The sequence below is a fragment of the Nonomuraea wenchangensis genome (genome assembly GCF_900111685.1).
In the GTDB taxonomy this organism is placed as follows: domain Bacteria; phylum Actinomycetota; class Actinomycetes; order Streptosporangiales; family Streptosporangiaceae; genus Nonomuraea; species Nonomuraea wenchangensis.
The window spans coordinates 406,047-431,613 of sequence record NZ_FOHX01000002.1; the positions used below are offsets into that span (position 1 = coordinate 406,047).

Annotated in this window: 24 protein-coding genes; 10 read left to right on the plus strand and 14 right to left on the minus strand. The window is 72.0% G+C overall.

Annotation, left to right across the window (positions count from 1 at the left end):
* Nucleotides 1-18 precede the first annotated feature (18 nt).
* The gene (locus BMW85_RS05935) at nucleotides 19-198 is read left to right on the plus strand and encodes a hypothetical protein (protein WP_091078907.1); all 180 of its coding nucleotides are present in this window, start codon (nucleotides 19-21) and stop codon (nucleotides 196-198) included.
* On the opposite strand, the gene BMW85_RS05940 is transcribed toward BMW85_RS05935, so the two are convergent.
* Nucleotides 174-1,733 (minus strand): ABC transporter substrate-binding protein, encoded by a 1,560-nt coding sequence (locus tag BMW85_RS05940; protein WP_091077890.1) that lies wholly within the window; start codon nucleotides 1,731-1,733, stop codon nucleotides 174-176. The two genes, BMW85_RS05935 and BMW85_RS05940, sit on opposite strands and share 25 nt — an antisense overlap.
* A 208-nt stretch (nucleotides 1,734-1,941) precedes the next feature.
* On the opposite strand from BMW85_RS05940, the gene BMW85_RS05945 reads away from it, so the two are divergent.
* Nucleotides 1,942-3,798 (plus strand): sensor histidine kinase, encoded by a 1,857-nt coding sequence (locus tag BMW85_RS05945; protein ID WP_091077893.1) that lies wholly within the window; start codon nucleotides 1,942-1,944, stop codon nucleotides 3,796-3,798.
* Nucleotides 3,791-4,147: a DUF742 domain-containing protein gene (locus BMW85_RS05950; protein ID WP_091077895.1), complete on the plus strand. Its 357-nt coding sequence runs from the start codon at nucleotides 3,791-3,793 to the stop codon at nucleotides 4,145-4,147. The genes BMW85_RS05945 and BMW85_RS05950 overlap by 8 nt, the downstream gene beginning before the upstream one ends.
* Nucleotides 4,148-4,207: 60 nt before the next feature.
* Here the strand turns inward: BMW85_RS05950 and BMW85_RS05955 are convergent, their stop codons facing one another.
* The 8 genes from BMW85_RS05955 to BMW85_RS05990 all read right to left on the minus strand — a co-directional run bounded on the left by BMW85_RS05955 (nucleotide 4,208) and on the right by BMW85_RS05990 (nucleotide 12,619).
* Entirely contained in the window at nucleotides 4,208-4,555 is a 348-nt protein-coding gene (locus tag BMW85_RS05955) for a hypothetical protein (RefSeq protein ID WP_091077898.1), read from the minus strand.
* Nucleotides 4,556-4,922: 367 nt separating this feature from the next.
* Nucleotides 4,923-5,795, minus strand: a complete 873-nt coding sequence (locus BMW85_RS05960) for an ABC transporter ATP-binding protein (RefSeq protein WP_091077899.1) — start codon at nucleotides 5,793-5,795, stop codon at nucleotides 4,923-4,925.
* Nucleotides 5,792-6,529, minus strand: a complete 738-nt coding sequence (locus tag BMW85_RS05965; RefSeq protein ID WP_091077902.1) for an ATP-binding cassette domain-containing protein — start codon at nucleotides 6,527-6,529, stop codon at nucleotides 5,792-5,794. The genes BMW85_RS05960 and BMW85_RS05965 overlap by 4 nt, the downstream gene beginning before the upstream one ends.
* Nucleotides 6,526-7,368 (minus strand): ABC transporter permease, encoded by an 843-nt coding sequence (locus BMW85_RS05970; RefSeq protein WP_091077904.1) that lies wholly within the window; start codon nucleotides 7,366-7,368, stop codon nucleotides 6,526-6,528. The genes BMW85_RS05965 and BMW85_RS05970 overlap by 4 nt, the downstream gene beginning before the upstream one ends.
* The gene (locus tag BMW85_RS05975; RefSeq protein ID WP_091077906.1) at nucleotides 7,365-8,381 is read right to left on the minus strand and encodes an ABC transporter permease; all 1,017 of its coding nucleotides are present in this window, start codon (nucleotides 8,379-8,381) and stop codon (nucleotides 7,365-7,367) included. The genes BMW85_RS05970 and BMW85_RS05975 overlap by 4 nt, the downstream gene beginning before the upstream one ends.
* Nucleotides 8,382-8,384: 3 nt before the next feature.
* A complete protein-coding gene (locus BMW85_RS05980; protein ID WP_091077909.1) occupies nucleotides 8,385-10,007 on the minus strand; it encodes an ABC transporter substrate-binding protein in 1,623 nt (540 codons plus the stop codon).
* Between the two features lie 22 nt (nucleotides 10,008-10,029).
* Nucleotides 10,030-11,568, minus strand: a complete 1,539-nt coding sequence (locus BMW85_RS05985) for a hydantoinase/oxoprolinase N-terminal domain-containing protein (protein ID WP_091077910.1) — start codon at nucleotides 11,566-11,568, stop codon at nucleotides 10,030-10,032.
* Complete coding sequence (locus BMW85_RS05990) at nucleotides 11,561-12,619, minus strand: S-methyl thiohydantoin desulfurase family protein (RefSeq protein WP_091077913.1); 1,059 nt, start codon at nucleotides 12,617-12,619, stop codon at nucleotides 11,561-11,563. Before BMW85_RS05990 ends, BMW85_RS05985 begins: the two co-directional genes overlap by 8 nt.
* A 124-nt stretch (nucleotides 12,620-12,743) precedes the next feature.
* Between BMW85_RS05990 and BMW85_RS05995 the strand changes: the two genes are divergently transcribed.
* From BMW85_RS05995 to BMW85_RS49295, 5 genes are all read left to right on the plus strand, one after another.
* A complete protein-coding gene (locus BMW85_RS05995) occupies nucleotides 12,744-13,178 on the plus strand; it encodes an RpiB/LacA/LacB family sugar-phosphate isomerase (protein ID WP_091077916.1) in 435 nt (144 codons plus the stop codon).
* Complete coding sequence (locus BMW85_RS06000) at nucleotides 13,175-13,420, plus strand: hypothetical protein (RefSeq protein WP_091077918.1); 246 nt, start codon at nucleotides 13,175-13,177, stop codon at nucleotides 13,418-13,420. The genes BMW85_RS05995 and BMW85_RS06000 overlap by 4 nt, the downstream gene beginning before the upstream one ends.
* 59 nt (nucleotides 13,421-13,479) lie before the next feature.
* The gene (locus BMW85_RS06005) at nucleotides 13,480-14,643 is read left to right on the plus strand and encodes an amidohydrolase (protein ID WP_091077921.1); all 1,164 of its coding nucleotides are present in this window, start codon (nucleotides 13,480-13,482) and stop codon (nucleotides 14,641-14,643) included.
* 27 nt (nucleotides 14,644-14,670) lie between these two features.
* Nucleotides 14,671-17,157, plus strand: coding sequence for a Tex family protein (locus BMW85_RS06010; RefSeq protein ID WP_091077922.1), 2,487 nt, complete (start codon nucleotides 14,671-14,673; stop codon nucleotides 17,155-17,157).
* A 127-nt stretch (nucleotides 17,158-17,284) separates the two neighbouring features.
* Nucleotides 17,285-18,352 carry a hypothetical protein gene (locus BMW85_RS49295; protein WP_091077925.1) on the plus strand — a complete coding sequence of 356 codons (1,068 nt, stop codon included), beginning with the start codon at nucleotides 17,285-17,287 and terminating at the stop codon, nucleotides 18,350-18,352.
* A 1-nt stretch (nucleotide 18,353) separates the two neighbouring features.
* Here the strand turns inward: BMW85_RS49295 and BMW85_RS06020 are convergent, their stop codons facing one another.
* The 3 genes from BMW85_RS06020 to BMW85_RS06030 are packed head-to-tail and all read right to left on the minus strand — an operon-like array spanning nucleotide 18,354 to nucleotide 20,881.
* The gene (locus BMW85_RS06020; RefSeq protein WP_091077926.1) at nucleotides 18,354-19,418 is read right to left on the minus strand and encodes a spore photoproduct lyase family protein; all 1,065 of its coding nucleotides are present in this window, start codon (nucleotides 19,416-19,418) and stop codon (nucleotides 18,354-18,356) included.
* 2 nt (nucleotides 19,419-19,420) lie between these two features.
* Complete coding sequence (locus BMW85_RS06025; protein WP_091077929.1) at nucleotides 19,421-20,173, minus strand: DNA-formamidopyrimidine glycosylase family protein; 753 nt, start codon at nucleotides 20,171-20,173, stop codon at nucleotides 19,421-19,423.
* 9 nt (nucleotides 20,174-20,182) lie between these two features.
* Nucleotides 20,183-20,881 (minus strand): TetR/AcrR family transcriptional regulator, encoded by a 699-nt coding sequence (locus tag BMW85_RS06030; protein WP_091077931.1) that lies wholly within the window; start codon nucleotides 20,879-20,881, stop codon nucleotides 20,183-20,185.
* 102 nt (nucleotides 20,882-20,983) lie between these two features.
* Between BMW85_RS06030 and BMW85_RS06035 the strand changes: the two genes are divergently transcribed.
* Together BMW85_RS06035 and ilvD are read left to right on the plus strand one after the other, a co-directional pair.
* Nucleotides 20,984-22,207 (plus strand): saccharopine dehydrogenase family protein, encoded by a 1,224-nt coding sequence (locus tag BMW85_RS06035; RefSeq protein ID WP_091077933.1) that lies wholly within the window; start codon nucleotides 20,984-20,986, stop codon nucleotides 22,205-22,207.
* A gap of 52 nt (nucleotides 22,208-22,259) precedes the next feature.
* The gene (ilvD, locus tag BMW85_RS06040; protein ID WP_091077935.1) at nucleotides 22,260-23,909 is read left to right on the plus strand and encodes a dihydroxy-acid dehydratase; all 1,650 of its coding nucleotides are present in this window, start codon (nucleotides 22,260-22,262) and stop codon (nucleotides 23,907-23,909) included.
* Nucleotides 23,910-24,132: 223 nt separating this feature from the next.
* On the opposite strand, the gene BMW85_RS06045 is transcribed toward ilvD, so the two are convergent.
* Nucleotides 24,133-24,519 carry an STAS domain-containing protein gene (locus BMW85_RS06045; protein WP_177240512.1) on the minus strand — a complete coding sequence of 129 codons (387 nt, stop codon included), beginning with the start codon at nucleotides 24,517-24,519 and terminating at the stop codon, nucleotides 24,133-24,135.
* Nucleotides 24,520-24,560: 41 nt separating this feature from the next.
* Nucleotides 24,561-25,538: a phosphotriesterase family protein gene (locus BMW85_RS06050; RefSeq protein ID WP_091077940.1), complete on the minus strand. Its 978-nt coding sequence runs from the start codon at nucleotides 25,536-25,538 to the stop codon at nucleotides 24,561-24,563.
* Nucleotides 25,539-25,567 lie beyond the last annotated feature (29 nt).

The following is a 25,567-nucleotide window of genomic DNA, read 5'->3' on the forward strand; positions in this document are numbered from 1 at the left end:
ATGGCTAGCCTAGGCACTATGCGCAAGCGGCGGTGGTGGAAGGTGCTCGGGTTGGCCGGGGTCATGGGCGTGGCGGCGACCGGGGTGGTGGTCGCCCGCGCCGAGCGGCGGCGGCGCGCGTACACACCCGAGGAGATCAGGGCCCGGCTCAAGGAGCGGGTCGAGGGCCAGGATCAGGCCGAGGGCCTCAGGTCGTAGACGAAGACGACGTCGGAGTACGCCGGGTTGTCCACATATCCCTGGATGCTGCCGAGGTAGGCGCGCTGATAGTTGGTGACCCAGGGCAGCGCCACGGCCGCCCGCTGGTCCAGCACGCGGCGGGTGGCCTGCTCGTACGCCCGCTGCGCCGCGGGCCGGTCGGTCACGGTCAGCTCGGCCACGGTGTCGAGCAGCGCGTCCAGCTCGTCGTCCTTGAGATAGGTCAGGTTGAACACCGGCGGCTCGCCGCTGTGGAAGACGTTGCCGAAGTAGGAGTAGCCGTCGGCGTAGTCGGGCCACCAGTACATGACGAAGATGTCCTGGCCGCGCCGCTTGCCCAGCTCCCACTGGTCGTTCCACGGCATGGACCGGGCCTGGACGGTGACGTTGAGCGGCTTCAGCGTGGCCTCCAGCTGGGCGGCGAGCAGCCCCCAGTCGGTGTCGCCCTCCCCGTACGTCAGCCGCAGCCGCAGCGGCCGCCCGCCGGGCCCGTAGCCGGCCAGGCGCAGCAGCCGTTCGGCGGCGGCGAGGTCCTGGGTGGGCTCCCGGTCGGGGACGTGGCCCATCAGCCCTTCGGGGATGACCCCGCTGGTGGGCGAGCCGGCGCCCTTGAGGTCCTTGATCAGGCCGCGGTAGTCGATGGCCTTCTGTACGGCGCGGCGCACCCGTACGTCCTTCATCGGCCCTTCCGCGGTGTTGAACAGCAGCATCGCGGTCTGGAACGACGGCCGCTCGGAGGTGCGCACGCCTGGTGTGGCCGACGCCCTGGAGAACAGGCGGGGGTTGAGCCGCTCGACGAAGTCGACCTCGCCGCGCAGCAGGAGCTGCCAGGCGCGGTCGGCGTCGGGCACGACCCGGTACTTGACGAGGTTGTAGTGGGGTTTGTCCCACCCGCCCCAATACTTGTCGTACGCCTTGAGCGTGAGCTCCTCCTCCTTGTCCTTCTGCCACTGCGCCACCGTGTACGGCCCGGTGCCGGCGTCCCTGCCCTGCCGGAACCAGGCGGTGAGGTCGGTGGCGGCCTTGGTGTCGTAGATGTAGGCGGCGTACCCGGCGGAGGCGACCAGGTCCAGCGGCACCGGGTACTTGAGCGTGAACGTCACCGTGGACGGCCCCTCGGCCCGGATCGAGGAGACGGCGTCCCAGATGTAGGAGGCGCCGGTCTTGGTGGCCATCGTGCGCTCGATGGACTCCTTGACCGCGTCGGCGTCGAGCGGGCGGCCGGTGTGGAAGGTCACGCCGGTGCGGAGGTTGAACGTCCAGGTGCGGCCGTCGGCCGAGGCGCGCCAGGAGGTGGCGAGGCGCGGGGTGGACTTCTTCGTCACGGGATTCCAGAACGTGAGCGTCTCGTAGATGTTCTGGAAGGCGACGAGTTCGTTGGAGTAGGACTTTCCCGGGTCCCATTCGGTGATGACGTCCAGATTCTTCACATGGACGAACGTCGACTCGCCCGCGGGGGCGCGGGCCGGCTCAGGAGGTGAGGAGCAGGCCGCGAGGAGCGCCAGCGCGGCGGCCGCGGCGAGACGACGGCGCAACGCATCTCCCTCTGTCAGCGACCTCTCAGCGACGTACTCGGGAAACCTACTCCAAGATCATGATGACCGGCGACACGTGTCCAAAAGTCCCGAAAAATTGGGCAATTGAGTGATCGCGTTGCTATTCTCAGGGCCTGTCCCGTCCAGGGTTGCCACCAGGGGACCAGGACCGGAGTGAGGTGCCATGGGTCGTAGCCGGACGATCCGCATGAAGATCATCGGACTGCTGCTGGTGCCACTGGCCTCCATGGTGGTGTTGTGGGGAGTCATCACCGCCGTCACGGCGACCGAGAGTTTGGAGCTGCGCGAATACAAAACGGTCTGGACGAACCTGCGCCATCCCGCGTACAAACTGATCAGCGAGATTCAGCGTGAGCGTCTGGTCTCGGCCAAGCTCCTGCGCGACACGGCCGGCCCCGCCGCCGTGGCCGCGCAACGCAACCGCACCGACGCGGCGAAGGACACGTTCCGGCAGCTCTCCAGCACATCCAAGAACCGATCGGAAGAGATCCGCACACAGGTGGACGCGGTGGACACGCAGCTCGACAGGCTCGACGCGATCCGAGGAGAGATCGACGCGGGCCTGTCCGACCGTCTGCACACCGTGGAGTCGTACAGCGCGATCATCGAAACGATCTTCAGCCTGCACCGGCACGTCGCCCTCATCGACGACATCCCCATCTACGAGCAGTCGCGCGTGATCATCGACCTCGGCTTCGCCAAGGAGCTGCTGACCAGGGAGCAGGCCATCGCGCTCGGGCCGGTCACCGAGACCGAGCGGAGGCTGTTCACCCAGATCGTCGGCAACCGGCGCTTCCTCGTCGACCAGTCGCTGAGCGAGCTCGACCGGCCGCTGCGCGACGCCGACGTCTCCCTCATCTCCTCCCCCGCCTACCAGCGGATGCGGATGATGGAGGACCAGATCATCGCGGGCCGTACGCCCAAGAGCTGGCTCGCCACGACCGAGGCGCTGGCGAAGTCGTTCCAGGAGTCGCTCATGCGGGCCAGCGCGACGCTGAACGCCCGCGCCGAGCCGATCGCCGACGAGGTGCTGCGGCGGGCGTTCATGCTGGCCGGGCTCTGCCTGGCGCTGGTGGTCGTGTCGATCGTGTTCTCGGTACGGATGGGCAACCGGCTGTCGAAGGAGCTGGGCGCGCTCCGGCTGGCCGCGCTGGAGGTGGCCCAGGAACGGCTGCCCCAGGTGGTGGCCAAGCTGCGCAAGGGCGAGACGGTCGAGCTGCCTGAGCTGTCGGTGCCGAGCACCACCACCGAGATCGACGACGTCGGGCAGGCGTTCTCCATCGTCCAGCAGACCGCCGTCGAGGCCGCGGTCGGCCAGGCGCAGCTCAGGGAGGGCGTCCGGCACGTCTTCCGCAACCTGGCCAGGCGCAGCCAGGCCCTCCTGCACCGCCAGCGCATCCAGCTCCAGGACATGCAGCACCGGGCGACCGAGCCGGACGCGCTGGAGGACCTGTTCAAGCTCGACCACCTCACCACCCGCATGCGCCGCCACGCGGAGGGCCTGATCATCCTGTCCGGCGCCACCCCGGGCCGCGGCTGGAGCAGGCCGGTGCCGCTGCTCGACGTGGCGCGCGGCGCGGCGGCCGAGGTGGAGGACTACCAGCGGGTCACCGTCGAGCCGATGCCGGCCGACCGGCTGGCCGGGCCGGTGGTCGGTGACATGATCCACCTGGTCGCCGAGCTCATCGAGAACGCGACCGTCTACTCCCCCGACAAGACGCCGGTCATCGTGCGCGGGGAGAAGACCGCGCGCGGCTTCGCCTTCGAGGTCGAGGACCGCGGGTTCGGGATGAGCCCCGAGGAGCTGGCCGAGTACAACGAGCGGCTGGCCAGCCCGCCCGAGTTCGATCTGGCCGACAGCGACCGGCTCGGCCTGTTCGTCGTCTCCCGCCTGGCCGCCAGGCACGACATCCGCGTGACGTTGCGCGGTTCACCATATGGAGGGACCACCGCGATCGTGTTGATCCCGGAAGAGCACGTGGCAGAGCCCGAGGCTCCCGCCGAGGAGCCCAGACGCCCCATGCGGGTGGTGCGCAGTGAGTGACGAGCGCTGGCTGGACGAGGACGCCGGTCCGATCGTCCCCGCCTATCTGCTGACCCGGGGCCGTACGGTGCCCGCGAGCGAGGCCATCGACCTCATCGCGGTGATCATCACCGCCGGCGGCCTCGCCGCGCCCGTGGGCCTCGGCCCCGAGCACCTGATCATCCTGCAGAAGTGCACCAAACCAACGCGCCTCGTGGACGTGGCCGCCGAGCTCAACCTGCCCATCGGCGTGGTCCGCGTGCTGGTGGGCGACCTGTACGCGCAGGAGCTCGTCCAGGTCGAGCACCCGCCTCCCGCGCCGGACGCGACGGTCCTGCTGGAGGTCATCAGCGGTCTGAAGGCTCTCTGAGAGCACCCGACAGGACGGCCCCGCCTCCCGCCGAGGGGGCCGGGGCCGCGGATGTCACGCTCAGGCGTCAGCGGCCTCGATCCGCCGGAGTGAGGGCTTCGCGTCCAGCGTCGGCTCGTAGCGAGGGAACCCTTCCGTGTTGCATTCGGCCGCGTGCAGTGCGCACTGCACGTTGGCCAGGAACAGCTTGATCGCGTCATCTTGCGTGGACGCTTCTATCCCCATCAGGAAGCTGATCCGCCGCGCCACGAGGCCGGCCGTGAGGTCGGGTTCCACGATGCCCACGTCCAGAGCCTGAAGGTTGAGCAGCTCATCGAAGACCCGGTCAGTGAACGCGTCGAAGGCGTCCTCGCTGTCGTTGGGATCGTCGCTGGAGAATCCCGCATCCATCCGCAGGTAATGGATCATCAACCGCTCCTTCACCAGCAAGTCACCCGGGTCAACTGACCTAGTAGGTTCTTCAGGCAGTTCGGGTCGGACGGTGTGCTCGGCATCGTCTTCTTGCACTTCAGCGGACACGGGCAGTACATCTTGTAATGCCCATTCCCTCCCAGGGTGACTCTCCACCCCTTCCGTTCGGCCTCTTTGAGGATCGCCCCCGTGAACAGACCGACACGGAGAGTAGCGAATACGGCCGACAGAACGACGAAGGTGCCGACAGCGGGTGCAAGTCCCTTGCTCGCAGAGTGGACGACATCCTCCAGAGAGTGAGGATCGTTCTACGAGAGCTTGACCTGGCCTCGTCCAGCTCAGTGTCAGCCCATGCCTCCCGGGATCACCCGAGGACGTCCGCGGCGCGGTGGCAGGCGGCTCGGCGGCCATCAGCGACCTCGCGGAGCTCCGGGGCGCGCTCGCACTCCGCCACGGCGAGCGGGCAGCGCAGCCGGTACGGGCAGCCGGTGGCCGCCGGAACGGCCTCCGTCCGGCCGCTCGCCTCCGGTGGCGGCCCGCCGAGGCGGGGCACCGCGTCGCGCAGGGCCCGCGTGTACGGGTGCGCGGGCCGGGCCAGCAGCTCCGCCGTCGGCCCCGACTCCACCACCCGGCCGGCGAACAGCACGTACGAGGTCCGGCAGAGCCGCCGCACGACCGCGAGGTTGTGGGTGATGAGCAGCCGTTCGGCGTCCAGCCCGGCGAGCAGGTCGAGGATGCGCGCCTGGACCGTGACGTCGAGCGCGCTGGTGGGCTCGTCGAGGATGAGCAGGCGGGGGCCGACCGCCAGGGCGCGGGCGATCACCACCCGCTGCCGCTGTCCGCCGGAGAGCTGGTGGGGCCGGCGGCCGGCGAGCGCCGGGTCGAGGCCGACCTGTTCCAGCAGCTCCGCCACGCGGCCCCGCTCGTGACGCGGCAGCCCCTCGGCCACTGACGCGCCGATCCGCATGCGGGGGTCGAGCGCCTCGGCCTGGAAGACGGGCTGGACGTCCTTCCTGAACCTGCGCCGGTCGGCCTCGCGCAGGGGCCGCTCGCCGTACCAGATGTCGCCGGACATGGGCTTCAGCAGGCCGAGGAAGGCCCGCGCCAGCGTCGTCTTGCCGGACCCGCTCTCCCCGATCAGGCCGACGCCGCCTTCGGTGAGGTCGAGGCTGACGTCGTGCACCACGGGGCGCCCGCCGTACCCGAGGGTGACGCGTTCGGCCCTCAGCATGGTCATGGCAGCGCCTCCAGCAGTTCACGCGTGTACGGATGGGCGGGCGTGGCCAGCACCGTCGCGGCCGGTCCCGACTCGACCACCGCGCCGTCCTTCATCACCAGCACCCGGTCGGCGATCGTGGACACCAGGGCGAGGTCGTGCGAGACGAGCAGGAGCGCGAGGCCACGTTCCGTCAGCAGCCCGCGCAGCACGGCGACGACCTCGGCCTGCACGGTCACGTCGAGCGCGCTGGTCGGCTCGTCGGCGAGGACGACCTCCGCGCCGAGCGCGATGGCGAGCGCGATGGCGAAGCGCTGGGCCTGCCCGCCGGAGATCTCGTGCGGGTAGCGGCGCAGCAGCTCGGGGTCGAGCAGCACCGCCCGCATGGCCTCGGCCATGGCCGCGTCCGTCGCCTCCCTGCCGTGCAGGCGCAGCGCGCGGCGCATGAGGACGCCGAGCCGGGTCGAGGGGGCGAGCGCGGCCTGCGGCGACTGGATGACCAGCGCCGCCCGCGCGCCGCGCAGCTCGCGCAGCCGGCGCGGCGGGGCGGTCAGCACGTCCACGCCGCAGACGGTGACGCGGCCGCTCACCTCGGCGTCGGGGAGGAGGCCGAGCAGCGCGAGCAGCGTCGTGGACTTGCCCGACCCGCTCTCCCCCACGATCGCCACGCACTCGCCCGCGCCCACGTCCAGTTCGGGTACGTCGGCGACGACGCGCCCGCCGTAGCTCACCCTGAGCTCGCGCACCTCGATCACTTGACCACCCTCCGCGGGTCGAGCGCGTTGCGCAGCCCCTCGCCGAGCACGTTGAACGCGAACGCCGTCACCAGGATCGCCAGCCCGGGGAAGGTCACCATCCACCAGCTCGTGGTGAAGTACGTCTGCCCCTGCTGCACCATGAGCCCCCACTCGGCGGTCGGCTCCTGCGCGCCCAGCCCCAGGTACGACAGCGCCGCCGAGGTCAGGATCACCCCGCCCGCGTCCAGCGACATCTGGACCAGGACGGGGGTGAGCGAGTTCGGCAGCACGTGCCGCAGCACGATCAGCGGCGCGGGCACGCCGAGGCATCGGGCGGCGTCCACGTAGCCGCGGGTGGCGATCGAGGCGGCCGTGGAGGCGGCCAGGCGGGCGTACCAGGGCCACCAGGTCACCGCGATGGCCAGCACGACCGTGTTGACGCTGGGCGGCAGCACGACCGCGAGGGCCAGCGAGAGCAGCAGCGCGGGGAAGGCCAGGAACACGTCCGTGATCCGCATGATCACGTCGCGCGCCCAGCCGCCCGCGTACCCGGCGATCATGCCGAGCGTCACCCCGGCCGTGGCCGAGACCGCGAGCACCGCGACCGCGATGAACAGCGAGGTGCGGGCGCCGTACAGGATCTGGCTGAGCACGTCGCGCCCGGCGTTGTCGGTGCCGAACCAGTGCGCGCCGCTCGGCGGCAGCAGCGACTCCAGGGGGCGCGGGTCGACGTCGTACGGCGCCAGCCAGGGCGCGAGGATCGCGGCCAGCACGAGGAGCACGACGATGGCCGCGCCGAGCGCGGCGAAGCGGTCGGGGATCCTGGGCAGCCCGCGCCGCAGGGGAGCTTCGGTCATCGGGCCCTCACCCGGGGGTCCACGACGCCCTGGAGCAGGTCCACGACCAGGTTGGCCAGCGTGTAGACGAGCGCGACGAGCAGCGTCACGCCCGCGATGGCCGGGGTGTCGCGCGCCTTGATCGACTCGGCGGCGTAGCGGCCAAGGCCCGGCCAGTTGAAGACCGCCTCGACCAGGAAGCCGTTGACGATCGAGTACGCGAACACCAGCGCCACGATCGACAGCACCGGCACGAGCGACGGCCGCAGCGCGAACCTGGTCAGCACGGCCGTCTCGCCGAACCCGAGCGCCCGCTCCATCCGCGCGTGGTCCTGGCCGGCCTCCTCGATAAGCGCCGCCCGGGTCATCTGGGCGATCACGCCGGTGGGGTAGGCGGCCACGACGAGCGCGGGCAGCACCAGGTGCTGGAGGGTGCTGGTGAGGATGGGCCAGTTGCCGGTGATGAGGGCGTCGACGACCGTGATGTTGGTCCAGAGGGTGAGCGGGCTCGTGGTGTCGAGCGAGGAGTCGTACTCGCCGGCGATCGGGAACCATCCCAGCTCGCTCGCGAAGATCAGTTGCAGGGTGAGCGCCAGCCAGAAGACCGGTACGGACACCGCGAGCATGCTGGTGAAGCGCACGCCGAGGTCCGGCAGCCGCCGGTTGTGGCGGGCGGCGAGCACGCCGACCGGGACGCCGACGACGATCGCCAGCACCAGTGCCGCGCCGACCAGCTCCAGCGAGGCGGGGAAGGCCAGGTAGAGGTCGTCGAGGACCGGCTGGCGGGTGCGCAGGCTGGTGCCCCAGTCGCCGGTGAGCAGGTCGCGCACGTACGCGACGAGCTGCGCCGGCAGCGGGTCGTCCAGCCCGAACCGCTCGCGGACCTCGGCGAGCTGCTCGGGCGTGGCCTTCGGCCCGGCGAACGCGACCGCGGGGTCGCCGGGCACCAGCCTCATGACGGTGAAGGTGAGCACCACCACGCCGGCCACGACCAGGAGTGCCTGGCCGAGCCGGCGGGCCAGATGGCGTGCCATGGGTCAGGCTGCGCGCTTCAGGTCGTAGAAGAAGACCACGTTGGGATAGGCGGGATTGTCCACATATCCCTCGACGTCCGCGGAGAGCGCCCGCTGGTAGGTCTGCACGTACGGCACCGCGACCGCCGCCCGCTCCTCGATGATCTTCCGCTGCAGGTCCTGGTAGGTCTCGTCGGCGCGCACCTGGTTGGTGGCCGTCAGCTCGGGCAGCGCGTCGATGCCCGCGTCGATCTGCGCGTCCTTCAGGTACGACAGGTTGAACTGCGGCTCGTCGGCGCTCCTGAACACGTTGAGGAACCAGGAGTAGGCGTCCGGGTAGTCCGGATACCAGTACATGACGAAGACGTCCTGGCCGCGCTTCTTGCCGAGGTCCCACTGCGCGTTCCAGGTCATGGGCCGGGCCTGGAGCGTGACGTTGAGCTTCTTCAGCGCCGCGCTGAGCAGCGTGACCAGCAGCTTCTGGTCGTCGTCGCCCTGGGCGTAGGTGAGGCTCAGCTTGAGCTCGGGGTTGTCGGGGCCGTAACCGGCCTCCTCAAGGAGCTGCCTGGCCTTGTCCAGGTCCTGCTTGGGCTGCATGCCGGCGACGTGGCCGAGCAGGCCCTCCGGCACCAGGCCGCTGGCCTTCTGGCCGGAGCCCTTGAGCGCCGCCGCCAGGCCGTCGTAGTCGATGGCCGCCTGCAGCGCCTTGCGCACCCGCTCGTCCTTGGCCGGGCCCGAGGAGGTGTTGAACAGCACGAGCAGGTTCTGGAAGGACGGCGACTGCGAGGTGCGTACGCCGTCCGTCCCGCCGGCCTGCTGGAAGAGCTGCGGGTTGAGCCGCTGGACGAAGTTGACCTCGCCCTTCTGCAGGAGCTGCCAGGCGGTGGTGATCTCCGGGGTGACGCGGAAGGCGACCTTCTTGTACTGCTCGGGCTTCCAGCCGCCCCAATAGCCCTCGTACGCCTTCAGCGTGAGCTCGGTCTCCTTGCCCTTCTGCCAGGTGTCGACGGTGTACGGGCCGGTGCCGCCGTCCTTCTTGCCGTCGGGGTCCACGGCGCCGACGTCGTAGATGTAGGCGGCGTAGCCGGAGGAGGCGATGAGGTCGAGCGGGGCCGGGTACTTCAGGGTGAACTTGAGCGTCTTGTCGTCGAGGGCGTCGATCTTGTCCACGGCGTCCCAGATGTAGGCCGCGCCGCCCTTCTTGTCGATCGTCCGCTCGATGGCCTTCTTCGCGGCCTCGGCGGTCAGCGGGGCGCCGGAGTGGAAGGTGACGCCGGGGCGGAGCTCGAACGTCCACTCCTTGCCGCCCTCCCCCGAGGTCCACTTCTGCGCGAGGCGCGGCTCGGCCTTCTGGGTCTGCGCGTCGTAGCGGGTCAGGCCCTCGTAGATGTTCGACAGCGCGACGATCTCGTTGGAGTAGGACGTCGCCGGGTCCCAGTCGGTGACGACGTCGAGGTTGGGGACGTAGACGAACGTGCTGTCGTTCGCCACGCCCTCGGACGGGGCACTCCGGCTCTGGCCGGTGCCGCTCTGCTGGGGCGCGGGTGTGCCGCCGGCGCCGCGCACCTGACCGCCCGCGCACGCGGACGCGGTCAGGGCGAGGACACCGGTCACACCGGCGACGAGCAGACGCTTGTGCCAGCGCATGTGGGGGGATCCTTCCGTTCTGTCACCGGGCGAGGGGTCCGGCTGCTTTGACGTGTACCCGTACGGCGGGCTCGGAGAGGTAGCTCAGCGGCACCTCCAGGAGATCGACGATCTCCACGAGGGAAGGGTCCGCCCCCGCCGCCACGGCTCGGGCCGCCGCCTCCTCCTTGGCCCTTTCGATGGCCTTTGACCGGCTATCTCCCGCAGGCAAGATCGTATCCACTCTCCCGCTCGCCAGCGCGATCGCGGCCCCCACGGCGTTGGCCACCTCGGCGTGCTCCGGCCGGATCAGCTCGCCCGCGCCGGGCACCCTGGCCGGCAGCACGAACGCCCCGCCGCCCACCGCGACCAGCGGCCGGTCGGTCCGGCCGAGCGTCATGCGGTCCACGGCGTCGGCGACCAGCTCGTCGGCCGCCGTCACCGCCCCGCGCAGCATGCCGGCGACCGCCTGCGGGACGTCGAGCCGCCAGCCGGGGTCGTCCGGCGGGGTACGGCCGGCGGCCACGGCGGCGTCGGTCATGGTCGGCGTGGCCCCGCCGAAGACCAGGGCCTCCTCCGCGATGCGGTAGCCCACCGAGTCGGGGCCGAGGCCCCGCTCCCGCACGACCGTGCCGCCGCCGAGCGCGACGGCCAGGATGTCCGGCATGCGGAAGTTGGTGAGCACGCCGCCGATCTCGACCGCCGCCGCCGACTCCCGGGGGAAGCCGCCGGCCAGCACGCCGAGGTCGGTGGAGGTGCCGCCGACGTCCACGACCACCGCGTCCGCCGCGCCCGACAGGTACGCCGCCCCGCGCAGCGAGTTCGCCGGACCTGAGCCGATCGTGGCGACCGGCAGGCGGGCGGCGTGCTCCAGCGTCATGAGCGTGCCGTCGTTCTGCGCCAGGTAGGGCCGGGCGCCGAGACCGCGCTCGGCCAGCGCGGCGACCAGCGCGCCGGTCACGTCGGCGGCGACACCGTACAGCGCGGCGTTGAGCACGGTCGCGTTCTCGCGTTCGAGCAGGCCGAGCGAGCCGATCTCGTGGCTGAGCGAGACCGGCAGGCCGTACTCGTCCCTGACCAGCTCCCCCACCAGCCGCTCGTGGTCGCCGCTCGCCGGGCTGAACACGCCGGTGATCGCCACGGCCTCCGCCTCGACCTCGTCGAGGAAGCGGCGTACGGCGTCGAGGCCGGGGCGGGCCAGCTCGCGGCCGTCCACGTAGTGGCCGCCGGGCAGCACCGCCTCGCCCGCCGAGACGGCCTTGCGCAGGTCGTCCGGCCAGCCGGACAGCGGAGGGACGCCGGTCGTGGCGGGCGCGCCGAGCCGCAGCACCGCGACCCGGCCGAGGTTGCGCCGCTCCAGGATGGCGTTGGTGGCATGCGTGGTGCCGAGCATGACCCGGCCGATGCGCTCCCTCGACTCGCCCAGGGAGGCCAGCACCGCGTCGAGCGCGGCCCGCAGGCCCTCCGTCACGTCCGGGCTGGTCGGGCGCTTGGCCTTGGCGATCACCCGGCCGTCGGCGTCGAGCACCACCGCGTCGGTGTTGGTGCCGCCGACGTCGATCCCCACACGCAGGTCAGACATGAGCGGTCAGCTCCTCCACCGGGACGTAGTCGAGCTCGTAGCCGAAGGCGCGCGGCCCGGCCGTCTCCAGCCCCTTGGGGGTGCGCCAGAGGGGGTCGCACGGCCAGGCGAGCACCGTCACGCGCTGGCCGTAGCGCAGGCCCTCGGTCTGGATCGCGGCGGCGGTCTCGGTGTCCACGACCGTGATCAGGTCGGGCACCATCGCGAGCGGCCGGCCGTCCTCGATCGCGACCAGGTTCTCGTTCTGCAGCTCCAGCGTGAGCGTGCGGCCCCGGTCGTCGCCGGTGCCCTCGACCGTGGCCGTGCCGCGGACGAACCCGCCCGTCGTGCGCCGCTCCACGTCGGTCAGCTTGCCGGTGACCAGGCGGGCGGCGCCGAGCCGGCCCTGGAGCGCGCCCAGCGGGTCCGGGACGCCCTCGGTGGCCCTGCCGACCTCCAGCGCGTACGTCACCGTCCCCTCGATCACCGCGCCCCGCGCGCCGGCGGCGGTGAGCACGTAGTCGGCCATCAGCGCGGACGAACCGGCCGCCACGCACACCGCCCGCGCCAGCCGCTCGGACCACAGGCCGTCCACCGGGCGGATGGTGACCACGTTGCCCTGGACGTCGGACATGATCACCAGGTCGGCCGGTAGGCCGGCGACGTACATGGAGACCATCTGGACCTCGGGGAAGGCCCGGCCCATGCCGTCCGCGTCGAGCAGCGGCAGGCCGAGCTGGGCGGCCCAGGCGACCGGGATGACGCCGTTGGAGCCGCCGATCTCGGAGGACATGACGGCGCTCGGCGGACGGCCGAAGATCCGCTCGACCTCCTCGGCGACCCGCCGTGGCTCGTCCTCGCTGTGGATCATCTCGTGGCTGACGGTCGGCGCGCCGATGCCGGACAGCGGCACCACCAGGGCGTCGTCCGGCAGATCGGCCAGGTTGACCAGGGGGACGGGGCCGTACTCGCGGATGGCCCGGACCGCGGCCAGCGACCCGGTGCGGACGTCTCCCCCGCCACCGGTGCCGAGAACGGCGCAGCCCCGGGCGAGGGCCGGGATATCGCTCACATCAATGCTCATTTGGCGACACAACCAACCACACCGCCGCTCCTTTCGCCAGTCCGGCAGGTTCCGGCGATATCGTCCGGCCGTACTCCCCTGGTAAGTGTGGGGACGACGGACGGAGGCGTGAATGCGGATTTCTGTGGCCGCCGACAGCAGGGACGGCGTGGCCGAGCGGGTGGTGACGGAGCTGCGCAGGCGCGGCCACGAGGTGATCACGCACGGCGCGCTCGACGACGGCGAGCGCGACGACTGGGCGTGGGCCTGCGAACTCGCCGCCCGAGACGTCGCCGAGGGCCGCGCCGAACAGGCCGTCGTGTGCTGCTGGACCGGCACCGGCGCCTCGATCGCCGCCAACAAGGTCCCCGGCGTGCGCGCCGCCCTCTGCGCGGACGCCTACACCGCCGGCGGGGCCCGCAAGTGGAACGACGCCAACGTGCTCGCCCTGAGCCTGCGCCTCACCTCCGACGTGGTGCTCGACGAGATCCTCGACGCCTGGTTCGCCGGCCGGCCCAGCGACGACCCCGCCGACCTGGCCAACATCTCCCACCTGGAGCAGATTTGACCGCCGACCCGTACGTCCCGCCCGGGGCTCACTGCACCCACTGCGGCGAGTACGACCTGGAGCCCGGCTTCGTCATGGACTCGGGCGACAACAGCAAGGGCTTCATCCGCTGGGTCGAGGGCGCGCTCGAACGCGGCCTCTTCGGCGGCGCCCGCCTGCTCGGCCGGCCCAAGTGGCAGATCGACGCCTATCGCTGCCGCACCTGCAACCACCTGGAGCTCTTCGCCGAACAACGCGCCTGAGACCTCGGACGTCACCGCGGCGTCCGGAAAACGTCACCGGCGGCGTCTAGGGTGCTGGCATGAGCGACGTGCTCCTGCGCGGCGGGCTCCCCTGGGGGCTGGGGTCGCCCGCCGACCTTCTCGTCCGCGACGGCCTGATCCACGAGGTCGGCCCCGGCCTCGACGCGCCCGGCGCGCGGGTGATCGACATCACCGGGCAGCTCGTGCTGCCCGGCCTGGTCGAGGCGCACTGCCACCTCGACAAGACCCTCTACGGCGGCCCGTGGGTGCCCCACTCCGCCGACGACACCCTCGCCGGCCACATCGGCAACGACCTCGGCCGCCGGGCCGAGCTCGGCGTGCCCGACACCGGGCGCATCACGGCGCTGCTGGAGCGCATGAGCGCGGCCGGCACCACCCACGTGCGCACGCACACCGACATCGACCCGCAGGTCGGGCTGCGCGGCGTGGAGGCCGTGCGCGAGGCCGCCGCCCGCGTGCCGGTCGAGGTGCGCCAGGTCGCCTTCCCGCAGCACGGCGTGCTGACCAACCCGGGCACGGCCGAGCTGCTGGAGGAGGCGCTCAAGAGCGGCGTGGAGGCGGTCGGCGGGCTCGACCCGGCGGGCATCGACCGCGACCCGGTGCGCCACCTCGACGTGATCTTCGGCCTGGCCGAGCGCTACGGCGCCCACGTCGACATCCACCTGCACGACGGCGGCACGCTCGGCGGCTGGGAGCTGGAGCTGATCATCGAGCGCACCAGGGCGCTCGGGCTGGGCGGGCGGGTGGCGGTGAGCCACGCCTACGCGCTGGGCCAGCTCGACGAGGCCGCCCAGGACCGGCTGGCGCAAGGGCTGGCCGAGGCGGGAGTGGCCCTGGTCACGGCGGCGGTCTACAACTTCCCGGTGCCGCCGGTCAAGAAGCTGCGGGCGGCGGGCGTCACGCTCGCCTGCGGGCACGACGGCATCCGCGACCTCTGGGGGCCCTACGGCAGCGGCGACCTGCTGGAGCGGGCCATGCACCTCGCCTACCGCAGCACCTTCCGCAGGGACGAGGACATCGAGCTGGCGCTGGAGGCGGCCACCACGGGCGGCGCCCGCCTGCTCGGGCTGCGGGGCTACGGGCTGGCGCCGGGCGACCGGGCCGACCTCGTCGTGCTGCCGTGCGGCGGCGCGGCGGAGGCCGTGGTCGTTCACCCTGCGCGCACTCTGGTCATGAAGGACGGCACAGTCCTGCACAATTGACCGGCGGGACCATCGAAAGGCAGGCAAGTGCTCTCTATTCACCAGCGGATCGCCGCGGAGCTCGGCGTACGCGACGGCCAGGTGCAGGCGGCCGTCGAACTGCTCGACGGCGGCGCGACCGTGCCGTTCATCGCGCGATACCGCAAGGAGGTCACCGGCGCGCTCGACGACGCGCAACTGCGCACGCTGGAGGAGCGGCTGCGCTACCTGCGCGAGCTGGAGGAGCGCCGCACCGCGATCCTGGAGTCCATCGAGTCCCAGGGCAAGCTCGACGACGCGCTGCGCGAGCAGATCATGGCGGCCGAGACCAAGGCCCGCCTGGAGGACATCTACCTGCCCTACAAGCCCAAGCGGCGCACCAAGGCGCAGATCGCCCGCGAGCTCGGGCTGGAGCCGCTGGCCGACCGGCTGCTCGCCGACCCGACCCTCGACCCGGCCGCCGAGGCCGCGGGCTTCGTCACCGAGGGCGTGGCCGACGCGGGCGCGGCGCTGGAGGGCGCGCGGGCCATCCTCATCGAGCGCTTCGCCGAGGACGCCGACCTCATCGGCGGCCTGCGCGAGCAGCTGTGGACGCGCGGGCGGCTGGTGTCCAAGGTGCGCGAGGGCAAGGAGGAGGCGGGGGCCAAGTTCTCCGACTACTTCGAGTTCGGCGAGCCGTTCACCAAACTGCCCTCCCACCGCATCCTCGCGATGTTCCGCGGCGAGAAGGAAGAGATCCTCAGCGTCGCCCTGGAGCCCGACGACAGCCCCGACTACGAGCTGCGCATCGCCTCCCGGTTCGGCGTCTCCGACCAGGGCCGCCCTGCCGACAAGTGGCTCAACGAGACCGTGCGCTGGGCCTGGCGCACCCGCATCCTCGTCCACCTGGGCATCGACCTGCGGATGCGGCTCTGGCAGGCGGCCGAGGACGAGGCGGTGCGGGTCTTCGCCGCCAACCTGCGCGACCTGCTGCTCGCCGCGCCGGCCGGCACCCGTACGACGATGGGGCTCGACCCCGGTCTGCGCACCGGCGTCAAGGTCGCCGTTGTCGACGCCACCGGCAAGGTCGTCGACACCGCCACCATCTACCCGCACGAGCCCAAGCGTCAGTGGGACCAGTCGCTCGCCGTGCTCGGCGCGCTCGCCCAGCGGCACGGGGTCGAGCTCATCGCCATCGGCAACGGCACCGCCTCCCGCGAGACCGACAAGCTGGCCGGCGAGCTGTGCAAGCACATGCCGGGGCTCACCAAGATCGTGGTGTCGGAGGCGGGGGCGTCGGTCTACTCCGCGTCGGCGTACGCCTCGCAGGAGCTGCCCGAGCTCGACGTGTCGCTGCGCGGCGCGGTCTCCATCGCCCGCCGCCTCCAGGACCCGCTGGCCGAGCTGGTCAAGATCGACCCCAAGTCGATCGGCGTCGGCCAATACCAGCACGACCTGGCCGAGACCAAGCTGTCGCGCTCGCTCGACGCCGTGGTCGAGGACTGCGTCAACGCCGTCGGCGTCGACGTCAACACCGCCTCGGCGCCGCTGCTCACGCGCGTGTCGGGCATCGGCTCCACGCTCGCCGAGAGCATCGTCAGGCACCGCGACGCCAACGGCCCGTTCCGCACCCGCACCGCGCTCAAGGAGGTGCCGCGGCTCGGCCCGAAGGCGTTCGAGCAGTGCGCGGGCTTCCTGCGCATCCGCGGCGGCGACGACCCGCTCGACGTGTCGAGCGTGCACCCCGAGTCCTACCCGGTGGTCCGCCGCATCCTCGGCTCGGTCAAGTCCGACCTCAAGTCGCTGATCGGCAACACCGCCGCCCTGCGCTCCCTGCGGCCGGACGACTTCACCGACGACACCTTCGGCCTGCCGACGGTCACCGACATCCTGCGCGAGCTGGAGAAGCCGGGCCGCGACCCGCGTCCCGCCTTCAAGACCGCCACGTTCAAGGAAGGCGTCGAGAAGATCTCCGACCTGTCGTCCGGGATGATCCTGGAGGGCGTGGTCACGAACGTCGCCGCCTTCGGCGCCTTCGTCGACGTCGGCGTCCACCAGGACGGCCTGGTGCACGTGTCGGCCATGTCCCGCACGTTCGTCAAGGACCCGCGTGACGTGGTCAAGCCGGGGGACATCGTCCGGGTGAAGGTGCTGGACGTCGACATCCCGCGCAAGCGCATCTCCCTGACCCTGCGCCTGGAGGACGACGCCGCCGCCCAGTCCGACGGCTCCCGCCGCTCCAACGGCGCCCGGGGTGAGGGCGCCCGAGGGGACGGCGCCCGGGGCAACGGCGGACGCGGCCAGGGCCGTGGGGACGGCGCTCGCGGTGACGGCGGGCGCGGCGACCGGGGCCAGGGCGGTCAAGGTGGCCAGGGCGGTCAGGGCGGCCAGGGCGGTCGTGACAGCCGGCGCGGCGGCGACGGCGGACGCGGTGACGGCGGCCGGGGCCAGGGCGGCCAGCGTGGCGGTGGCCAGCGCCGTCAGAGCCCCGCCCCGACGGGCGCCATGGCCGAAGCCCTCCGCAAGGCGGGCCTCACCGGCGACGACCGCCGCTAGAGGACCCACCGCCGGAAAACTCACCTGAGGGCGGCCACCTCGACAACGACGAGGTGGCCGCTCTCGTGCTTGGGGGTTCGGCCACCCGGGGGCGCGGCGGGGGCGGTGCGGGGGCTACGGTCGGAGGGTGAGCACTTCGACGTTCAGGACGGCGATCGCGCAGGCCCGCGACCTGCTCAGGTGGCGTTCCCCGCTCAGGACCGAGCTATGGGCGGCCCGGCTGCTGGCGGACCTGGAGCCGGAGCAGGTGGAGCCGTTGCTCCGCGAGCTGGCCGGCGACGGCGGCGCGGAGGCGCGGCTGACGCTCGCGGCCCTCGCGGCGGTGGCGCCTCCAGCCCAGGACGACGACGTCGCGGAGTCGGGTGGGCCCCTCGCGGCGGGCGCGTCGGTGTTCGGGCGGGCCGCCGAAGGGGCGTTGGACGCGCTGCCGGGCTGGGCGGGACGGATGGGGCGGGTGGCCTGCGAAGGCGCCTGGTACGGCAGGGCCGACCCGTACGGCGAGCAGATCCTCGCGGCGCTCAGCTTCCGCTACGAGAACGGCAAGGAGCCGCACGTCCTGGTCGTCGGCATCGACCAGCCGCACGGCGGCCTGGCGGTGGACGCCGTGGTCGAGGAGGTGAAGTTCCTCGACGATCTGGGGCTGGCGGCGGCGGAGCCCGGGGTGGTCGCGGGGCGGGTGCTGGACGCGTTCGAGCTGGGTGACCGCCTGCTCGGGGCGGAGGTGGCCGACACCCTGCCGGGCGTGCGCGCGCTGGCGGTGGCGCGGACGCGGAGCGTGCCGGGGCTGGTGCGGGGAGCCGGCGACGACACGGCCGAGCGGTTCGCGGAGCTGGAGGGCCTGCCGGAGCTGCCGGGGGCGCGGGAGGCGTTCGGGAAGCTGCGGGAGTTCGTCGGGGACCATCCGCTGTGGTGGAGCCCGGACCGGGTGTCGCGGTTCCTCACCTCGTGGCTGCCACGCGAGGCGATCCTGTCGGACGCGGCGATCGCCGCGATGCCGGAGGTGGTGCGGGCGTGGACGCGGTTCAACGGTGACCAGCCGGCGGTGTCGCGCCGGATCGACGAGGACGCGCCGCGCCTGGCCGCGCTGATGGCCGACGAGTCGCTGGCCGGCCTCGGCAAACGCCTCGCCCAGGCCGAACTCGCCCGGGCCGAACTCGCCCAGGACCGGCCCGACCAGGGCCCGCAGGAGGGCTGAGTCAGAAGGCGTACCGGACGCGGCAGTACGGCAGCCTCGCCGCGATCAGCTCGGTGAGCGCGGCGACGTACCGGCCCTTCTGGCCGGTGCGGTAGCGGACGTTCCAGCCGCCGGTCTGTGACCGTTTGGCCTGCTGCAGCTCCGGCCGCCACAGCACCTCCTCCGCCTTCGGGTGCCAGCCCAGGTTGACCTCGTGCAGCCGGTCGTTGTGGGTGAGGAAGATCACCTCGGCGGCGAGCTGGGCCTTCGCCCGCGGGCCGAGGGCGGCGTCGAGCTGGTCGAGCAGTTCGGCCCAGCTCTCCAGCCAGCCGTCCCGCACCACGACGGGGCTGAGGTTGACGTGCACCTCGTAGCCGGCGGCGACGAAGTCGTCGATGGCGGCCAGGCGCTCGGCGATGGGCGAGGTGCGGATGTCGAGCAGCTTGGAGTCGGCGGTCGGCATGAGGCTGAAGCGGACGCGGGTGCGGCCTCGCGGGTCCCAGTCGAGCAGGTCGCGGTTGACGTATTTGGTGGCGAAGCTGGCCTTGGCGTTGGACAGGTCGCGGAACAGCCGGACCAGGTCGCGTACGTTCTCGGAGATGGTGGCGTCGAGCGAGCAGTCGGAGTTCTCGCCGATGTCGTAGATCCAGTCGCGCGGGTCGGCCTGGTTGGGCGCCGGTTTGACGCCCTGGCGGCCGGCGTGGCGGCGGACGTACCCGAGGATCTGGTCGATGTTGGCGAACACCGTGATCGGGTTGCTGTAGCCCTTGCGGCGCGGCACGTAGCAGTAGGCGCAGGCCATCGCGCAGCCGTTGGCGGTGGAGGGCGCGATGAAGTCGGCGGAGCGGTCGTTGGGCCGGGCGGTGAGCGATTTCTTGACGCCGAGGACCAGCGCCTCGGTCTTGATGCGCACCCAGCGGTTGACGTTGGTCTCGTCGCCGTACAGCTCGGGGATGCGGTGGTGGCTGCCCACCTCGACCAGCTCGGCCTCGGGGAAGCGGGCGAGGATCTCCTGCCCGCGCGGCAGCCGGGCCGCCTCCGGCTCGACGTAGACGCGCCGGATGTCGAGGAGCGGCTGTGTCCGCATGTTCACCCCTTCCCTGGCTGGTCCACGGGACAAGCGTATGCGGTCCTGGACGCGAGTTCCCAGGTCAGGACGGGTGCGCCGCATCGGCGGCAGTGCTCGCGGCGGTAGACCCAGCGCTCGTCGGGCCGTTCGGGGTCGCTGACGACCTGCCCGGCGTCGCGCCCCAGGGCGAGGTACGTGGCCGCGGTGTCCCACAGCCGCCCGGCGCCCTCCGCGCCGACGCCCTTGGCGGCGGGATGCAGGCCGACGAGGAACAGCAGCTCGGCCCGCCAGGCGTTGCCGATGCCCGCCCACACCTTCTGGTCCAGCACCGCCGCGCCGACCGGCCCGCCGAACGCGGTCAGCCGCCGTACGGCCTCGCCCCTGGAGGCGTCGGCCCGCAGCGGGTCGGGCCCGAGCGAGGCCCGCAGCGCGGCCACCTCGCGAGGGCTGTACGCCTCGCACTGGATGGGCGCGATCAGGTCGAAGGCCACGTCGTCCGCGGCCAGCCGCAGCCGCGTCCCGCGCCGGGGCTCGCGCGCGGGGCCGTCGTACCGCAGGAAGATGCCGCGCATGCCGAGGTGCACGTGGATCGCGGGGGCGTCCTCGAAGTGGTACAGCAGGTGCTTGCCCAGGGCCTCGACGGCGGTCAGCGTGCGCCCGTCGTAGGGCCGCGCGTCGAAGCGGCCCTGCGGCCCGGAGGCGTGGACGACGCGCCCGCTCAGTGCCGCCTGCTGCTCGTCGGCGTGGCGGTGAACCAGATGTCCCTCAGGCACACCGCCCTTCTACCCCCTGAGCTGGGCTGATGCGCTCGCCAGCAGCATGTCGAGCGCGGTCGGGTAGGCGCTGTCGTTCATGCGGGCGACCAGCAGCGGGGCGGTCGCGGCGATGTGGGGGTGGGTGGTGGCGGGCAGGCGGGCGTAGGTGTCGCGCCAGACCTCCTCGTCGGCCTCGCGGGCGGCCGGCGGCAGGGCGAGGGTGGCGGCGTCCAGGATCGAGAAGGCGAGGCTCTGGTCGATGAAGGCGTGGTAGATGCGGACCGCGTCGGCGTCGGGGAAGCCGGCCCCGCGCAGGATGCCGAGGATGATCTCGTCCGTGGCGACCTCCTGGGGGAGGCCGGTGACGCGGCTGGCGGTGAGGACGGCGGCCTGCGGGTGCGTCAGGTAGGCGTTGTGGATGCGCAGCCCGAGCTCGCGCAGGTCGGCCCGCCAGTCCCCGCTCGGCGACCAGCCTTCCACGGCGTGCCCGAACAGCTCGTCGGCGATGGCGAGGACGAGGTCGTCCATGCCGCGGAAGTAGCGGTAGACGGTGCTGGCGTCGGCGCCGAGGGCGAGGCCGAGGCGGCGGGCGGTGAGGCCGGCGGCGCCGTGCTCGCGCAGCATGCGCAGCGCCGTCTCCACGATGAGCTGATGGGTCAGGACCTGCCCTTGTTTGGTCGGCCGCCGCCGCCTGCGTGCCGTCTCCGGCACCACCCGCTTCGCCATCGCGTGCCCTTCCTTATGCCAACGCCATTGACGTTGATGAGCGTAGTGCAGTTGGATTAGCGACACAGCCCCCCAAAAGCATCCAAAGGGGATTTTTTCGTTATGCGTATCCTTCTCGTGGGAGCCGGCGGGGTGGGAACCGCCATCACACGGATCGCCGCCCGCCGCACCTTCTTCGACCACATGCTCGTCGCCGACTACGACCTGCCCCGCGCCAAGGCGGCCGTCGCCGCGCTGGGCCCCGACGCAGGCCGGTTCACGCCGGTCAAGGTGGACGCCGCCGACCGCGACGCCGTCACCGCCCTGCTCCGCGAGCACGACTGCGACGTGCTGCTGAACGCCACCGACCCGCGATTCGTGCTGCCGCTGTTCGACGCGGCGCTCGCGGCCGGAGCCGACTACCTCGACATGGCGATGTCGATGTCCAGGCCGCACCCCGAGCGGCCGTACGAGGAGGTGGGGGTCAAGCTGGGCGACGAGCAGTTCGCCCGCGCGCCCGAATGGGCCGCCTCCGGCCGCCTCGCGCTGGTGGGCATGGGCGTCGAGCCCGGCCTCGCCGACGTCTTCGCCCGCTACGCCGCCGACGACCTCTTCGACGAGATCGAGGAGATCGGCATCAGGGACGGCGCCAACCTCACCGTCGACGGCTACGACTTCGCCCCGTCGTTCTCCATCTGGACCACCATCGAGGAGTGCCTCAACCCGCCGGTCATCTACGAGAAGGACCGAGGCTGGTACACGACCGAGCCCTTCAGCGAGCCCGAGATCTTCGACTTCCCCGAGGGCATCGGCCCGGTCGAGTGCGTCAACGTCGAGCACGAGGAGGTCCTGCTGGTCCCCCGCTGGGTGGACGCCCGCCGGGTCACCTTCAAGTACGGCCTCGGCGAGGAGTTCATCGACACGCTGAAGACCCTGCACGCGCTCGGCGTGGACCGCACCGAGCCGGTCCCGGTGCGCGGCGACGGCGGCGCGACGGTACGGGTGTCACCGCGCGACGTGGTGGCCGCCGTCCTGCCCGACCCGGCCGAGCTGGGCGCGCTGATGCACGGCAAGACCTGCGCCGGGACGTGGGTGAAGGGCGTCAAGGACGGCCGGCCGCGCGAGGTGTACCTCTACCACGTGGTGGACAACCAGTGGTCGATGCGCGAGTACGGCTCCCAGGCCGTCGTCTGGCAGACCGCCGTCAACCCGGTGATCGCCCTTGAGCTGCTGGCGGACGGGACGTGGAAGGGCGCCGGCGTGCTGGGCCCCGAGGCGTTCGAGCCGCGCCCGTTCCTGGACCTGCTGGTCGAGTACGGCTCCCCCTGGGGCATGCGGGAGCAGTGAGACGCCGTCGGGGATCATAAGGGGGCGACAACCGTACATCGGGAGGACCCCCTTGAGCATCGCCGACGATCCCGACCGCGCACCCGCCCGTTCCCACCTGTACGCCATGGGCCTGTCCGAGGAGGAGCAGCGCCGGCCCGTGGTCGGCATCGCCTCCACCTGGACCGGCACCATGCCGTGCAACCTCACCCACCGCGAGCTGGCCGCGCACGTCGCCGAGGGCGTGCGGGCGGCGGGCGGCACGCCGATGGAGTTCAACACCATCGCGGTCTCCGACAACCTCACCATGCACACCCCGGGCATGCGCGCGTCCCTGGTCAGCCGGGAGGTCATCGCCGACTCGATCGAGCTTATGGGCCGCGCGCACGGCTTCGACGCCCTGGTGGCGATCGTGGGCTGCGACAAGACCGTGCCGGCCGCGATCATGGCGCTGGCCCGGCTGGACGTGCCGTCCGTGGTGCTCTACAGCGGCACCATGATGCCGGGCCGGTGGCGCGGCCGGGACGTGACGATCCAGGACATGTGGGAGGCGCTGGGCGAGCGCGAGGTCGGCCGGCTCGACCAGGCCGACCTCGACGACCTCGCCCGGCACGCCTGCCCGGGCGCCGGCACCTGCGCCGCCCAGTACACCGCCAACACCATGGGCTCCGTCGCCGACTTCCTGGGCCTCGCGCCGTTCGGGATCGGCGACATCCCGGCCGTGGCGGAGGAGAAGAACGCCGCGGCGCGGCGGGTCGGCGAGCTCGCCATGGACGCGCTGGCCCGCGACGCCCGGCCGTCCCGGGTGCTCACCTCGGACGCCCTGCACAACGCGATCGTCTCGGTGGCCGCCATGGGCGGCTCCACGAACGCCGTCCTGCACCTGCTGGCCATCGCCCGCGAGGCCGGGCTGCCGCTGGTGATCGACGAGATCGGCGAGGTCTGCCGCCGGGTGCCGATCATCACGGGGCTCAAGCCGAGCGGCGGGCCGTACACGGCGCTGGACCTGTGGCGGGCGGGCGGCACCTCGCTGGTGGCGCGGCGGCTGCTGGAGGCCGGGCTGCTGCGCGAGAACGTGACGCTGGTGGACGGCCGCACCCTCGCCGACGTGGCCGCGCAGGCCGAGGAGCGGCCGGGCCAGGAGGTCGTGGCGGACGTGACGCGGCCGTTCAAGCCGCGCGGCGCGCTGGCGATCCTGCGCGGCTCGCTCGCCCCCGACGGCTGCGTGCTGAAGCTGGGCGGCAAGGACGACTTCCGGCACGAGGGCCCGGCCCGGGTCTTCGACTCCGAGAACGACTGCTACGCCGCCATCCAGGAGGGCCGGATCGTGGCGGGCGACGTCATCGTGGTCCGCTACGAGGGCCCGGCGGGCGGTCCCGGCATGCGCGAGATGCTCTCGATCACCGGGCCGCTCGTCGGGCGCGGGCTCGGCACGTCCGTGGCGCTCGTCACCGACGGGCGCTTCAGCGGCGTCTCGCACGGGCTGGTGATCGGGCACGTGACTCCGGAGGCGTACCACGGCGGCCCGATCGCGCTGGTGCGCGACGGCGACACCGTGGTGATCGACAGCGCGGCCGGCACGCTGGACCTGCTGGTGCCCGAGGAGGAGCTGGCCGCGCGCCGGGCCGCGTGGCGGCGGCCGGAGCGCGAGGTCGAGCGGGGTGTGCTGGCGAAGTACGTCAGGACCGTCGGTTCCGCCTCCGACGGCGCGGTCACCGCCTGACGGCGGCTATGCTGCCCAGAGACGTTCCGGTCATTCCTTATCGGGGTTCGTGCCTGATAAGGGCGACACAGAGGAGGCTTAAGCAGATGTACAAGGAGTTCGCCCTCGAGGCCGTGGTGTGGATCGTCCCGGTCGCCGTGCTCATCGGGTTGGCTCTCCTCGTCACCGCCTGAGCCCCGCACGAGGAGCCGGTCCCCCGATGGGGGGCCGGCTCTTGTGCTGCCTACCCGGTGAACGGCGGCGCGTTGCCCTCTTCGTTGAGCTCGGCGATGGCCAGCTCGGCCGTACGGCGGATGTCGAAGAACTTGTCGAGCGCCGTGATCGCGAACAGGTGCTCGCACCGCCCGTTGAGCCCCGACAGCAGCAGCCGCCCGCCCGAGGCGGTGACGGCCTTGTGCAGATAGACCAGCACGGACAGCCCGGAGGAGTCGCACACGCTGACGGCCTGCATGTCGATGACGAGCATCGGGGGCTGGGTGAGATCGAGCGCCTTGGTGACACGGTCACGCACCTCGGCCGCCGAGCCGAAGTCGAAGTCTCCCGTCAACCTCGCGATGACGCAGGGTCCCTGGAGTCCGAGGCTGATCGACAAGGCCTGCTCCGAAGTCACCCAGCTCCACCTACCCGCGTCGCTCTCCCGATCCACTCACTTTACGAGAAGTAGCGCTTCGGGTTGAACACCAGCATCTGCTCGATCTGGTCATCGGTCACACCCGAGTCCAGCAGTGCGGCCAATACGTCGTCGTGAATGTGATCGTAGCGCCAGTTCGGCGCGAGCGCGCTGTGCGCGTCGTCCCAGGCGCCGCCGAAGTAGTCCATGAAGCAGGCCGCGTCGTGGCTGAGGACCATCCGGTCGGCGTAGCCGCGCCCGCACAGGGCCGCGATCGTGGCCACCCGCTGCGGCGTCGGGTTGTAGATGTCGAGGCCGAAGCGGTCCATGCCGAGGGTCGCGCCGGTGTCGGCCAGCCGCATGAGGTAGTCGAGGTCGTTGCTGTCGCCGGCGTGGCCGACGACGACCTTCGTCAGGTCCACGCCCTCCTTCGCGAAGAGGTCGAGCGCGATCAGGCCGCTCTGGGTGAAGGAGTTGGTGTGCACGGTGATCGGCGCCCCCGTACGGACGTGCGCCTGCGCGACGGCCCGGCAGATGCGCTCCACGCCGGGCGTCAGCCCCTTGTGCTCGACCACGCACTTGAGGAAGGCCGCCTTGACGCCGGTGTCGGCGATGCCCTCGGTCAGGTCGCGGACGAAGTCGTCGATCATCGGGTCGGGGACGTCGAAGAACAGGCCGGGGCCGCGGTGCTCGTACTGGTGGGGCAGCTCCTCGAAGGAGTAGATGCCGGTCGCGACCACGATGTTCAGCCCGGGCACCTGCTCGGCGACGCGCTGGATGCGCGGGATGTAGCGGCCGAGACCCCACACGGTGGGGTCCACGATGGTCCGCACGCCCTTGGCGGCCACCGCGCCGAGCTTGGTGACCGCGTCCGCGACCCGGTGCTCCTCGTCCCACCATGAGCCCTTGCCGTAGTTGTCGAGATGTTCGGTGGCCACCACGAAGACGTGCTCGTGCATCAGGGTCTGGCCGAGGTCGTCGACGTCCACGGGCCCGCGGACGGTCTGCACGGTGGGCATGCTGCCTCCATACCGGCTGGTCGGTTGGC